General features: G+C 69.8%; 9 protein-coding genes. 7 read left to right on the plus strand and 2 right to left on the minus strand.

Annotated elements, in window-relative coordinates:
* The first annotated feature begins 73 nt into the window (after positions 1–73).
* The 3 genes from gspD (at position 74) to gspF (ending at position 5380) form a co-directional block, all read left to right on the plus strand.
* Positions 74–2458: a type II secretion system secretin GspD gene (gspD, locus tag FOB47_RS23435; RefSeq protein ID WP_151022909.1), complete on the plus strand. Its 2385-nt coding sequence runs from the start codon at positions 74–76 to the stop codon at positions 2456–2458.
* Positions 2459–2486: 28 nt separating this feature from the next.
* Positions 2487–4070: a type II secretion system ATPase GspE gene (gspE, locus tag FOB47_RS23440; RefSeq protein WP_174782212.1), complete on the plus strand. Its 1584-nt coding sequence runs from the start codon at positions 2487–2489 to the stop codon at positions 4068–4070.
* Between the two features lie 92 nt (positions 4071–4162).
* Positions 4163–5380, plus strand: a complete 1218-nt coding sequence (gspF, locus tag FOB47_RS23445; protein WP_053822708.1) for a type II secretion system inner membrane protein GspF — start codon at positions 4163–4165, stop codon at positions 5378–5380.
* A 48-nt stretch (positions 5381–5428) separates the two neighbouring features.
* On the opposite strand, the gene FOB47_RS23450 is transcribed toward gspF, so the two are convergent.
* Positions 5429–6880 (minus strand): NYN domain-containing protein, encoded by a 1452-nt coding sequence (locus FOB47_RS23450; protein ID WP_174782213.1) that lies wholly within the window; start codon positions 6878–6880, stop codon positions 5429–5431.
* 311 nt (positions 6881–7191) lie between these two features.
* Between FOB47_RS23450 and FOB47_RS23455 the strand changes: the two genes are divergently transcribed.
* Entirely contained in the window at positions 7192–10785 is a 3594-nt protein-coding gene (locus FOB47_RS23455) for an indolepyruvate ferredoxin oxidoreductase family protein (protein ID WP_174782214.1), read from the plus strand.
* 85 nt (positions 10786–10870) lie between these two features.
* Here FOB47_RS23455 and FOB47_RS23460 read toward each other — a convergent pair whose 3' ends face one another.
* A complete protein-coding gene (locus FOB47_RS23460; protein ID WP_053822710.1) occupies positions 10871–11485 on the minus strand; it encodes an HD domain-containing protein in 615 nt (204 codons plus the stop codon).
* A gap of 179 nt (positions 11486–11664) precedes the next feature.
* Here FOB47_RS23460 and FOB47_RS23465 point away from each other — a divergent pair, with 179 nt between their 5' ends.
* From FOB47_RS23465 to FOB47_RS23475, 3 genes are all read left to right on the plus strand, one after another.
* Entirely contained in the window at positions 11665–12012 is a 348-nt protein-coding gene (locus tag FOB47_RS23465) for a GFA family protein (protein ID WP_174782215.1), read from the plus strand.
* A 30-nt stretch (positions 12013–12042) separates the two neighbouring features.
* Positions 12043–12456 carry a VOC family protein gene (locus tag FOB47_RS23470; RefSeq protein ID WP_053822712.1) on the plus strand — a complete coding sequence of 138 codons (414 nt, stop codon included), beginning with the start codon at positions 12043–12045 and terminating at the stop codon, positions 12454–12456.
* A gap of 151 nt (positions 12457–12607) precedes the next feature.
* Positions 12608–13933 (plus strand): MFS transporter, encoded by a 1326-nt coding sequence (locus tag FOB47_RS23475; protein ID WP_174782216.1) that lies wholly within the window; start codon positions 12608–12610, stop codon positions 13931–13933.
* Positions 13934–13936 lie beyond the last annotated feature (3 nt).

A 13936-nucleotide genomic window follows, 5' to 3' on the forward strand; every position in this document is an offset into this window, starting at 1 on the left:
GGCGCAAGGCACGACGCCTGGCACGACGCCAGGCACCGCGCCAGGCACCGGGCCGCGCAACCAACCGACGCTTATGACGACAACAGACCGACGCCCCATCCTGCCCACCGCCTGCGCGCGCGCCGTCACGGCGCTGTGCGCCCTGTCGCTGATGGCGCCGGCCCCGCTCTGGGCGCAGGCACCCGGACAGGCGAGCCCCGCCGTGCCGGCCCCGCCCGACATTACGCCGCGCAACCGCGACGAGGTCGTGCTCAATTTCGTCAACGCCGACCTGGAAGCGGTCGTGCGCGCGGTGGGCCAGGCCACCGGCAAGAACTTCGTGATCGACCCGCGCGTCAAGGGCACCGTCAATCTGGTCACCGAGGCGCCGGTGTCGCGGGCGCAGGCGCTGGAAACGCTGGGCTCGGTGCTGCGGATGCAGGGCTATGCGATGGTCGAGGCCAACGGCTTCACCAAGGTCGTGCCCGAGGCCGACGCCAAGCTGCAGGGCTCGCCGACCGTGGTCGGCGCCGGCGCCAGCCGCGGCGGCCAGGTCGTGACGCAGGTGTTCCGGCTGAACTACGAGTCGGCCAACGCGCTGGTGCCGGTGCTGCGCCCGATGATCGCGCCGAACAACACGATTACGGCCTATCCGGCCAACAACACGCTGGTGATCACCGACTACGCGGACAACCTGCGGCGCATCGGCCGGATCATCGCGGCAATCGACGCGCCCGCGTCGGGCGAGGTCGAGCTGATCCCGCTGAAATACGCGATCGCCAGCGATGCCGCGGTGGTGCTGCAGCGCCTGCTCGATCCGGGCGCGGCCGGCGGCGCGCCGGGCGGCGCGGCCGGTCCGGCGGTCGATGCCAGCCTGCGCACCTCGGTCGTCGCCGAGCCGCGCAGCAACGCGCTGCTGGTGCGCGCGACCAGCCGCGCGCGCCTGCAGCAGGCGCGCCAGCTGATCGAGAAGCTGGACCAGCCGCACGCGCGCCCGGGCAACATCTGGGTGGTGCCGCTGAAGAACGCCGATGCGGTCAAGCTGGCGCCGACGCTGCGCGCGATCGTCGCGGCCGACGCCAGCTTCAACGTCGCCCAGCAGGGCCAGGGCGGCATCGGCGGGATCGCCGGCGCCGCCGGGGGCGCGGCGGGCATGGCCGGCGCGCAGAACATCGCCGCGCCGACCGGCCAGTTCACCGGCGGCACGACCGGCATGGGCGGCTACGGCCGCACCGGCAGCACCGGCGGCGGCTTCGGCGGCGGCACGGGAGGAACCGGCTCGGCCTTCTCCGCCTCGTTCGCGCCGAACCAGATTCCGACCACCGGCGGCATCATCCAGGCCGATCCGTCGACCAACTCGCTGATCATCACCGCCAGCGAAGCGGTCTACCGCAGCCTGCGCGCGGTGATCGACGACCTCGACGCGCGCCGCGCGCAGGTCTACATCGAGTCGATGATCGTCGAGGTGACTTCGACGCAGGCGGCCGAGCTCGGCATCCAGTGGCAAGGCATCCTCAGTTCGGCGGGCGGCAACAACAACTTCTTCGCCGGCACCAACTTCGGCACCGGCGGCAGCAACATCATCAACCTGAGCGGCGCGGTCTACGACATCTCGCAGAACGGTGCCGCGGGGATCGAGCGGGCGGCCGGGCTGGTGCCCGACATCGGCGGCCTGAACCTGGGCGTGGTCAACCGCGCGCTGGGCCTCGGTGCGCTGCTGCGCGCGCTGGGCAGCCAGGGCAGCGTCAACCTGCTGTCGACGCCGAACCTGATCACGCTGGAGAACGAGGAAGCCAAGATCCTGATCGGCCAGAACATTCCGATCACCACCGGTTCTTACGCGCAGAACAACGCGGTCGGCGGCGGCACGCCGTTCAATACGTTCGACCGCAAGGATGTCGGCATCACGCTGCGGGTCAAGCCGCAGATCACCGATGGCGGCCTGGTCAAGCTGCAGATCTACCAGGAGTCGTCGTCGGTGGTGCCGGGCACGACGAACCTGATCCAGGGCCCGACCACCAATGTCCGTTCGATCGAGACCAATGTGCTGGTCAACGACGGCCAGATCATCGTGCTGGGCGGCCTGATCGAGGACAACTACGGCGACGGCGTGCAGAAGGTGCCGGGGCTGGGCGACCTGCCGTGGATCGGCGGGCTGTTCCGCTACGAGAACAAGTCGCGCGCGAAGACCAATCTGCTGGTGTTCCTGCGCCCCTACGTGATGCGCACCTCCGGCGCCACCGACCGCATCACGCAGGACCGTTACGGCTATATCCGCGGCGAGCAGCAGGGCTTCGTCTCGCCGAACATGATGATGCGCGACACGCAGACGCCGGTGCTGCCGCCCGCAGACGCGCCGGCCGCGCCGTTCGTCGATCCGCGCAACAATGGGCCGGTGCCCGGTCCGCTGCCGCTCGAGCAGACGCTGCCGCCGCCGGGCCCGACCTCGCGCGCGCCGAACCAGGGCGAAGGCGCCTGAACGCGGGCCGACCATACAGGCGATCACGATGGCGACAGTCCCCTCTTCCCTTCCCGGCCCGGCCGCGCCGGCGCCCGGCGCCCCGGCCAACGCCAACGCCGCCGCGAGCCCCGTCGACACGCCGCTGTCCTCGCCGATCGCGGCGCGCCTGGTGCCCTACGGCTTCGCGCGCGAGGCCAGGCTGCTGGTCGCGCACCAGCGCGCCGACGGGCTCGAGGTCTGGGTCAGCCGCGCGACCTCGCCGGCGGCGCTGGCCGAGCTCGCGCGCGTGCACGGCCCGCTGCATCTGCGCGTGCTCGACCCCGAAGCGCTGGAACGGGCGATGTCCGACGCCTACAACCGCCAGGACGGCACCGCCGCGCAGGTCGTCGGCGAAGTCGAGGGCGTGGTCGACCTGTCGCGGCTGATGCAGGACATTCCCGCGGTCGAGGACCTGCTCGAATCGGAGGACGACGCGCCGATCATCCGCATGATCAACGCGCTGCTGACGCAGGCCGCGCGCGAAGGCGCCTCGGACATCCATATCGAGCCGTTCGAATCGGCCTCGGTGGTGCGCTTTCGCGTCGACGGCACGCTGCGCGACGTGGTGCGGCCGAAGAAGGCGCTGCACGGCGCGCTGATCTCGCGGATCAAGATCATGGCCCAGCTCGACATCGCCGAGAAGCGGCTGCCGCAGGATGGCCGCATCACGCTGCGGGTCGGCGGGCGGCCGGTCGACGTGCGGGTGTCGACGCTGCCGACCGGCCACGGCGAGCGCGCCGTGCTGCGTCTGCTCGACAAGGAGGCCGGCCGGCTCGACCTGGCCAAGCTCGGCATGGCGCCCGCCACGCTGCACGCCTTCGACGAGCTGATCCGCCAGCCGCACGGCATCGTGCTGGTGACCGGCCCGACCGGCTCCGGCAAGACCACCACGCTGTACGCGGCGCTGTCGCGGCTCGATGCGCGCACCACCAACATCATGACGGTCGAGGATCCGATCGAATACGACCTCGACGGCATCGGCCAGACCCAGGTCAATGCGCGCATCGACATGACCTTCGCCAAGGCGCTGCGCGCGATCCTGCGCCAGGACCCGGACGTGGTGATGATCGGCGAGATCCGCGACCTCGAAACCGCGCAGATTGCGGTGCAGGCCTCGCTGACCGGCCACCTGGTGCTGGCGACGCTGCACACCAACGACTCGGCCTCGGCGGTGACCCGGCTGGTCGACATGGGGATCGAGCCCTTCCTGCTGTCGTCGTCGCTGCTCGGCGTGCTGGCGCAGCGGCTGGTACGCCGGCTGTGCCCGCAGTGCAAACGCGAGGAGACCATCGCGGTAACGCCGGCGCAAGCCGAGACGCTGCTGGCCGACGGCAAGCCGCTGCAGAAGCTGTGGCACCCGGTCGGCTGCGACAAGTGCGGGCAATCGGGCTACCAGGGCCGGATGGGCGTCTACGAGCTGCTGGTGGTCGACGACCGCATCCGCACGATGATCCATCGCCAGTCGCCCGAATCCGAAATCAAGCAAACCGCGCTCGCCAACGGCATGCATACGATGCGCGGCGACGCGCAGCGCTGGATCGACAGCGGCGCGACCTCGCTGGAAGAGGTGCTGCGCGTGACGCGCGATTGAAGCGCGATCGAAGCGCGATTGAAGCCGGGATGGAACGCTTGCGAGCGCGCCCCGTGCCGAGGTCCGTGCCACCGAACCCCGTGACCTGAGCCATGCCAGCCTACCGCTATGAAGCCGTCGACGCCGCCGGCAAGACCGACCGCGGCGTCATCGAGGCCGACAGCCCGAAGCAGGCCCGCACCCATCTGCGCACGCGCGGGCTGACCCCGCTGACCGTCGATGCGCTGGGCAGCGCGGCGCAGGCCGCGCGCGGCAGCGCGGTCGGCTTCGGCCGCCGGCTGTCGACGCAGGAGCTGGCGCTGTTCACGCGCCAGCTGGCCAGCCTGATCGTCGCCGGCCTGCCGCTGGATGAAGCGCTGGCGGCGCTGGCCGACCAGGCCGAGCGCGCCTACGTGCACGAGCTGCTGGCCGGCGTGCGCGCCGAGGTGATGGGCGGCAGCGCGCTGTCGGTCGCGCTGTCGCAGCACCCGCGCGACTTCCCCGACATCTATCGCGCGCTGGTCTCCGCCGGCGAGCACTCGGGCCACCTGGGCCTGGTGCTGGAGAAGCTGGCCGGCTACATCGAGACCCGCAACGCGCTGACCGCGAAGATCCGGCTGGCCTTCACCTATCCGGCCATCGTCACCGTGGTGGCGTTCGCGATCGTGATCTTCCTGCTGTCGTACGTGGTGCCGCAGGTGGTCAGCGTGTTCGCCAACACCAAGCAGAAGCTGCCGTTGCTGACGGTGATCATGCTGGCGCTGTCCGACTTCGTGCGGCAATGGTGGTGGGCCGCGCTGATCGTGCTGGTGCTGGCGGTAATGGCGGTCCGCGCCATGCTGCGCCAGCCCGGCGTGCGGCTCGAATGGCATCGCTGGCTGCTGACCGCGCCGCTGGCCGGCAAGCTGATCCGCGGCTACAACACCGCGCGCTTTGCCAGCACGCTGGCGATCCTGGTGTCGGCCGGCGTGCCGATCCTGCGCAGCCTGCAGGCCGCGGGCGAGACGCTGGGCAACGAGGCGCTGCGCGCCAACGTCGAGGACGCCACCACGCGCGTGCGCGAGGGCTCGTCGCTGGCGCGCGCGCTGGCCGCGCAGAACCAGTTTCCGCCGGTGCTGGTGCACCTGATCCGCTCCGGCGAAGCCACCGGCAATCTGCCGACGATGCTGGAGCGCGCCGCGCAGGGCGAGGCGCAGGAACTGGAACGGCGCACGCTGTTCCTGACCAGCCTGCTCGAACCGCTGCTGATACTGACGATGGGCGTGGTGGTGCTGCTGATCGTGCTGGCGGTGCTGATGCCGATCATCGAGATCAATCAGCTGGTGAGGTAGCGCGCGGTCCGCCGCGCGAGGCGGACCGGAACGATCGGCTTCTCGGCGTTATTCCGCAGCCGCCGACTTCTTCGCTGCGCGCTTGCGCGGAGCCGGGCTGCGGCGCTTGCGTGCGGGCGGCGCGGCCTCGCTGGACTGCACCGATCCGGCGGTTTCCACCGGTTCCTCCGGCTCGGCCATCGCCGGCGCGTCGGCGCCTGGAACCTCCAGCGCTTCACCCGCCGCGGCCGGCGCGGCAAACACCGTGCTGTCGATCGGCCATGGCGTGTCGCTGAGCTTCACGTCCGGACGGCGGGAGGCCCGGCGGCCGCGCGACGAGCGCGGCGCCGCCGCGGGTTCGGGATTGCCATGGGCGGCATGGCCGGCCTGCTCGGTCGCGGCGGCTACCGCCGGCTCGTCGAACTGCTCCGGCTCGGGCGCAGGCACAGGTTCGCCGACGGCCAGCGCGGCTTCGGCCGGTGCCGGTTCCAGTGCGGGTTCCAGTGCCGGTTCCGGGGCCGCGCTGCCGCGTCCGCGCTGACCGCCCCGCCCCTGGCCACCCTGCCCCGCGTGGTCGTGCCTGGCTTCCCGCTGCTCACCACCCCGCTGCTCGCTGCCGCGCTGTTCGCCGCCTCGCTGCTCGCTGCCGCGTTGTTCGCCGCCTCGCTGTTCGCCACCGCGCTGTTCGCCACCGCGCTGTTCGCCGCCTCGCTGTTCGCCACTGCGCTGTTCGCCACTGCGCTGCTCGCCGCCGCGCTGCTCGCCGCGGCGCTTGAGCCGGACCCAGATGGTCTTGTTGTTGCCGCCGTTGCGGGTCTCGACCTCGAACAGGCCGGTCGCGGCGACCAGCTCCGACAGCTTGCCGTAGCCGTAGTTGCGCGAATCGAATTCGGGCGCCTGCTTGGCGATGTGGGTGCCCATGCTGCCCAGCGTGGTCCAACCCTCCTCGTCCGAGACCGCCTGCGCGGCCGATTGCAGCAGCCGGACGAGGCGCGTGTCCTGCCGTAGCTCGCCGCCGCTGCGGCGGCGCGCAGGCGCGGCGGCCTCGTCCGCCTCGTCGGCACCGACGTCGCCGCGCAGCAGATCCGAGTAGATGAACTTGTCGCAGGCGGTGACGAAGGGCTTGGGCGTCTTGCGCTCGCCGAAGCCGTAGACCGTCAGGCCCTGCTCGCGGATGCGCGAGGCCAGCCGCGTGAAATCGCTGTCGCTGGAGACGATGCAGAAGCCGTCGAATCGGCCGGTGTACAGCAGGTCCATCGCGTCGATGATCATCGCGCTGTCGGTGGCGTTCTTGCCGACCGTGTAGCGGAACTGCTGGATCGGCTGGATCGAATGCGACAGCAGGCATTCCTTCCAGCCCGACAGATTGGGCTTGGTCCAGTCGCCGTAGATGCGCTTGACGGCGGCCACGCCGTACTTGGCCACTTCGGCCAGCAGGCCTTCGACGATGCCCGGCCCGGCATTGTCGGCGTCGATCAGAACGGCCAGGGTCGCGGTGCCCTGGCGAGGATTTGGATTCATCGGTTTGTCCTGGGGGAGCGGTCGCTCCAGCAGTGGGAGGTTGCACCACCGCGGCGGGGGGCATCCGGCGGACGCCGCCCGCTGCCGGGCTTGGATGCAGTGCAGTGTACACGCCGGGGCTTGTCCATTCGGGAAATCGCCGAGCCGGAAGGGGCTTGGGATGCTGCGCCGCAGGGTGCCGTGTCAACGTCGCCGGTGCTACCATGCCGGGCAGAGACACGGTCGCCAACGCCTTCACAAGAGGCCTGCCGCGGCTGCCCACCACTGAAGTGTGTCGGCGATCCCGACAACATGCCCGAAGAGGAGCACCCATGAATGCCCCCCTGACCGCCCCGGTCAGCGACGCCATCCGTCGCGCGCTCGCCAACGTTACCCTCGACGACAAATACACGCTCGAACGCGGCCGCATCTACATCAGCGGCACGCAGGCGCTGGTCCGTCTGCCGATGCTGCAGCAGGAACGCGATCGCGCCGCCGGCCTCAATACCGCCGGCTTCATCTCGGGCTATCGCGGCTCGCCGCTGGGCGCGCTGGACCAGGCGCTGTGGAAGGCCAAGTCGCACCTGGCCGGCCACAACATCGTGTTCCAGCCGGGCCTGAACGAGGACCTGGCCGCCACTGCGGTATGGGGTTCGCAGCAGGTCAACATGTACCCGGGCGCGAAATACGACGGCGTGTTCGGCATGTGGTACGGCAAGGGCCCGGGCGTGGACCGCACCGGCGACGTCTTCAAGCATGCGAACTCGGCCGGCTCGTCGAAGCACGGTGGCGTGCTGGTGCTGGCCGGCGACGACCACTCGGCCAAGTCGTCGACGCTGGCGCACCAGTCCGAGCACATCTTCAAGGCCTGCGGGCTGCCCGTGCTGTTCCCCGCCAACGTGCAGGAATACCTGGACTACGGTCTGCATGGCTGGGCGATGAGCCGCTACTCGGGCCTGTGGGTGGCGATGAAGTGCGTCACCGACGTGGTCGAATCGTCGGCCTCGGTCGAGCTCGATCCGCACCGCGTGCAGATCGCGCTGCCGCAGGACTTCGCGATGCCGCCGGGCGGCCTCAACATCCGCTGGCCCGATCCGCCGCTGGAGCAGGAAGCGCGGCTGCTCGACTACAAGTGGTACGCGGCGCTGGCCTATGTGCGGGCCAACCGGATCGACCGCATCGAAATCGATTCGCCGCACGCGCGCTTCGGCATCATGACCGGCGGCAAGGCCTACCTCGACACGCGCCAGGCGCTGACCGACCTGGGCCTGGACAAGGAGACCTGCGAGCGCATCGGCATCCGGCTGTACAAGGTCGGCTGCGTCTGGCCGCTGGAAGCGCAGGGCGCGCGCGCGTTCGCGCAAGGCCTGCAGGAAATCCTGGTGGTCGAGGAAAAGCGCCAGATCATGGAGTACGCGCTGAAGGAAGAGCTGTACAACTGGCGCGACGACGTCCGGCCCAAGGTCTACGGCAAGTTCGACGAGAAGGACAATGCCGGCGGCGAGTGGTCGATCCCGCAGAGCAATTGGCTGCTGCCGGCACACTACGAGCTGTCGCCGGCGATCATCGCCAAGGCGATCGCCACGCGCCTGGACAAGTTCGACCTGCCCAGCGACGTGCGCGCGCGCATCGCCGCGCGCATCGCGGTGATCGAGGCCAAGGAGCGCGCGCTGGCCACGCCCCGCGTCGCGGCCGAGCGCAAGCCCTGGTTCTGCTCGGGCTGCCCGCACAACACCTCGACCAACGTGCCCGAGGGCTCGCGGGCGCTGGCCGGCATCGGCTGCCACTACATGACGGTCTGGATGGACCGCAGCACCAGCACCTTCAGCCAGATGGGCGGCGAGGGCGTGGCCTGGATCGGCCAGGCGCCGTTCGCCGGCGACAAGCACGTGTTCGCCAATCTCGGCGACGGCACCTACTTCCATTCGGGCCTGCTGGCGATCCGTGCGTCGATCGCGGCCGGCGTCAATATCACCTACAAGATCCTGTACAACGACGCGGTCGCGATGACCGGCGGCCAGCCGGTCGACGGCCAGCTGTCGGTGCAGGACATCGCGTTCCAGGTCGCGGCCGAGGGCGCGAAGCGGATCGACATCGTCACCGACGAGCCGGAGAAGTACAGCGCCGCGATCAAGCTGCCGGCGGGCGTGAGGATCCACCATCGCAACGATCTGGACCGCGTCCAGCGCGAGCTGCGCGAGGTGCCGGGCTGCACCATCCTGATCTACGACCAGACCTGCGCGACCGAGAAGCGCCGCCGCCGCAAGCGCGGCAGCTTCCCCGACCCGGCCCGCCGCGTGTTCATCAACGACACCGTCTGCGAGGGCTGCGGCGACTGCTCGGTCAAGTCGAACTGCCTGTCGGTCGAGCCGCTGGAAACGGAGCTCGGCACCAAGCGCAAGATCAACCAGTCGTCCTGCAACAAGGATTTCTCCTGCCTGAACGGCTTCTGCCCCAGCTTCGTGACCGCCGAGGGCGCGCAGCTGCGCAAGCCCGAGGCGCACGGCGTATCGATGGCCAGCCTGCCGCCGCTGCCCCAGCCGGCGCTGCCCGCGCTGGAGAAGCCCTACGGCGTGCTGGTGACCGGCGTCGGCGGCACCGGCGTGGTGACGATCGGCGGCCTGCTCGGCATGGCCGCGCACCTGGAACAGAAGGGCGTCACGGTGCTCGACATGGCGGGCCTCGCGCAGAAAGGCGGCGCGGTGCTGTCGCACGTGCAGATCGCCGCGCGGCCCGAGGACATCCATGCCACCCGCATCGCGATGGGCGAGGCGGACCTGGTGATCGGCTGCGATGCGATCGTGTCCGCCACCGACGAGGTGCTATCGAAGGCCCAGGCCGGACGCACGCGCGCGATCGTCAATACCGCGCAAACCCCGACCGCCGAGTTCATCCGCAATCCGAAGTGGCAGTTCCCCGGTCTGTCTGCCGAGCAGGACGTGCGCAACGCGGTCGGCGAGCAATGCGACTTCGTCAATGCCAGCGCGCTGGCGGTGGCGCTGCTCGGCGACGCGATCTACACCAATCCGCTGGTGCTCGGCTATGCCTGGCAGAAGGGCTGGGTGCCGCTGTCGCTGGACGCGATGGTGCGCGCGATCGAACTGAACGGCGTGTCGGTCGACAAGAACAAGGCCGCGTTCGAATGGGGCCGCCATATGGCGCACGACCCGGAGCATGTGCTGTCGCTGACCGGCGAACTGAAGCGCACCGCCGAGGGCGCCGACGTGGTCAAGCTGCCGACCTCGTCGGGCGCGCTGCTGGAGAAGCTGATCGCCCATCGCGCCGAGCACCTGACCGCCTACCAGGACGCGGCCTATGCCCAGACCTATCGCGATGCGGTCAATCGCGTGCGCGCGGCCGAGAGCGCGCTGGTGGGTGCAGGCAAGCCGCTGCCGCTGACCGAGGCGGTGGCACGCAACCTGGCCAAGCTGATGGCCTACAAGGACGAGTACGAGGTCGCGCGGCTCTATACCGATCCGGTCTTCCTCGACAAGCTGCGCAACCAGTTCGAGGGCGAGCCGGGCCGCGACTATCAGCTGAACTTCTGGCTGGCGCCGCCGCTGATCGCCAGGCACGACGAGCAGGGCCGGCTGATCAAGCGCCGCTTCGGCCCGTCGACGATGACGATCTTCAAGCTGCTGGCTAGGCTCAAGGGCCTGCGCGGCGGTCCGCTGGACGTGTTCGGCAAGACCGAGGAGCGCCGCACCGAGCGCGCGCTGATCGGCGAATACCGGGCGCTGCTCGACGAGCTGGTGGCAGGGCTGAACGCCGCGAACCACGGCACCGCGGTGGCGCTGGCCAGCCTGCCCGACGACATCCGCGGCTTCGGCCACGTCAAGGCCAACAACCTGAAGGCGGCGCGCTCGCGCTGGCAGACGCTGCTGGCGCAGTTCAGGAATCCGGCGCAGGGGCAGCAGGCGGCTTGAGGCTACCCTGGATCCCCGCGGGCTGGCTCCCCTCTCTCACTTGTGGGAGAGGGGGAGAAAACCGGCGCGGGATGCCGTCGCTGCCCTACTCCACCTGCGCCAGCTTGTCCTCGCCCTTCTTCACATACATCGAGTTCTTCGGCTGCGCGAACACGCGCCGGACCATCGGCTCGAAGAACGACAGCGGCAGCGTGTCGTAGTCGGTCATGAAGGCCGCCGCATCGTACTTCGCGCAGAACTCCGCGGTGCGCTCGAACAGTTCGGGCTGACTGCGGAATTGCTCGCGCAGGTTGCGGTCCAGGCCCAGGTGGTGGAAGAAGTAGTAGCCCTGGAACACGCCGTGCTTTTCCACCATCCACAGGTTCTCGGCACTGACGAAGGGCTTCAGGATCGCCGCGGCGATGTCCGGATGGTTGTAGCTGCCCAGCGTGTCGCCGATGTCGTGCAGCAGCGCGCAGACCACGTATTCTTCGTCGCGGCCGTCGCGGTGGGCCAGCGTGGCGGTCTGCAGGCAGTGGGTCAGCCGGTCGATCGGGAAGCCGCCGCAATCGCCGTCGAGCAGCCGCAGATGGGCCAGCACGCGGTCGGGCAGCGCGGCGGCATAGGGCATGAACTCGGCCGAGATCGCGGCCCAGTCTTCGCGGGTGCCCTGTTCCATATGGCTGAAGCGCGCACGCGGCGCCTGGTGGGATTCGCTCATGGTGGTCTCCTGGTGGGGTCGGCGCTGATGCGCTCTTGGGGATTCCGGCATTGTGACACCGGTTGATGCCGCTACACTGTCGGGATACCGACAATCGCCGCCACCGGCCCGGACCCACCGGCTGGAGCCCACTCGCTGAAGCGACCCGCGTCACCTTCCACGGAACCGAGGAGAACACCATGCCATACCAGGGCAGCTGCCATTGCGGCCGCATCGCATTCGAGGTCGAGGGCGAGATCGACGCCGTGCTGTCATGCAATTGCTCGATCTGCCAGCGTCGCGGCCATCTGCTGTGGTTCGTGCCGCGCGAGCGCCTGCACCTGAAGACGCCCGAGTCGGACTACTCGACCTATCGCTTCCACTCGATGAAGATCGCCCACCATTTCTGCCCGGTGTGCGGCTGCGGCCCGTTCGGCGAAGCCATCGATCCGAAGGGCAAGCCGACGGCGGCGGTCAATGCGCGCTGCCTGGAGGGGATCGACCTGGACAAGCTCAAGGTCATCCCGTTCGACGGGCGCCGCCTGTAGTGTTGCCTCTAATGCCGCCGCACTGAAGCCATGCTGACGATCCGGGGCATCGATCATCTGGTCCTGCGCAGCGCCGACGTGCCGGCGCTGCTGCGCTTCTACGTCGACGTGCTGGGCTGCACGCTGGAGCGCGAGCAGCCGAAGCTGGGGCTGACGCAGCTGCGCGCCGGCGCCAGCCTGATCGATCTGGTCTCGCTCGATGGCCCGCTCGGCAAGGCGGGGGGCGCGGCACCCGGTCCCGAGGGCCGCAATCTGGACCACTTCTGCCTGCGCGTCGAGCCTTTCGATGTGCAGGCCATCACCGCCCATCTGCACGCGCACGGCGTCGAAGCGGGACCGGTCGAATCGCGCTACGGGGCCGAGGGCACCGGACCGTCGATCTATCTGCGCGACCCCGATGGCAATGTGATCGAGCTGAAGGGACCGCCCGACACCAGGGCATAGCGCCTGGACGAGCAAAGGAGCCGACGCGCGATGCCGCTGCGCAACGCCCCGCGCACGCGGCGCCGGAGCGCCGCTACAATCGGGTTTCCCCCTAACATGCGCCGCCGGCATCGCATCGGTGGCCACGGCGCCGGCCTCCCCGGCGCATGCCATGACGACACCCGACCTCTCTTCCGGTCCGCGCCCCGACACCGCCGGCTCCGCCCCCGCCGCGGCAAGCGCCACCGGCGCCGCGGAATCCACCGAGCCACAGCCCCATCCCGCCCCCTGGTCCGAACCGCCCCGCCATCTTGCGTGGGTGCTGGGCCTGACCGAGACCATTTCGTGGGGCACGCTGTACTTCACCTTCACCGTCTTCATCGAGCCGATGAGCCGGACGCTCGGCTACGGCAAGCCGTTCCTGGCCGGCGGCTATTCACTGGGGCTGCTGGTGTGGGCGCTGTGTTCGTTTGCGGTCGGCCGGCTGCTCGACCGCGCACCGGCCCGCTGGGTGATGGGCAGCGGCTCGGTGCTGGCCGGACTGGGACTGATGCTGTGGGCCTGGACGCCGAATCCGACGCTGTTCCTGCTGATGTGGGTGCCGCTCGGCCTGGCGATGGCCACCACGCTGTACGAGCCGGCCTTTGTCGTGCTGCGCCAGGCCTACGGCGACGGCTACCAGAAGTCGATCGTCATCGTGACGCTGGTGGCGGGCTTTGCCAGCACCATCTTCATTCCGCTGGCGCAATGGCTGGTGTTGCATATCGGCTGGCGCGGCACGCTGCTGATCTTCGCCGCGCTGAACCTGCTGGTCTGCGCGCCGTTGCATGCCAGGCTGCGCTTCAAGCCGCATCCGACCTATGCCAGCGTGCAGCCGGTCGCGCCGCTGGGCGCGGGCTCGCCAGGCATCGCCACGCTGGCGCTGCGCGATCCGGTGTTCTGGGCCGTGGTGCTCGCCTTCACCGCGCTGGCGGTGGTGGCCTCGCTGCTGGGCGCGCACCTGATCCCGATGCTCAACGAGAAGGGCCTGCCGGTCGGCGAACAGCTGATGGTGGCCGCGCTGATCGGACCGGCGCAGGTGATCGGCCGCCTGGCGATGGCGCGCATGCCGTCGCGGCAGCCTGTGAGGATCGCGATGCCGGTCTATCTGGTGATGTGCCTGGGCCTGCTGACGCTGGCGCTGGGCCATGGCAAATGGCTGATGCTGGCCGCGGTGCTGTACGGCTGCGCCAACGGCATCAACACGATGCTGCGCGCGATGGCGATGCCCGAGCTGATCTCGCGGCACCACTATGCGACGCTGAACGGACTGATGATGACGCCGGTGCTGCTGATGCAGGCGATCGCCCCGTGGCTCGGCGCGCTGATGTGGAGCGCGGCCGGCGGCTATTGGCTGATGCTGTGGGCGATGGTGCTGCTGGGGCTGGCGGCGCTGGGCGCGTTCGCCTATGCGCTGCGCCGGCGCGGCATGCTGGGGGCGCCGCCGGCCGGGGCCTAGCCG

This window comes from Cupriavidus gilardii (assembly GCF_013347325.1).
In the GTDB taxonomy this organism is placed as follows: domain Bacteria; phylum Pseudomonadota; class Gammaproteobacteria; order Burkholderiales; family Burkholderiaceae; genus Cupriavidus; species Cupriavidus gilardii.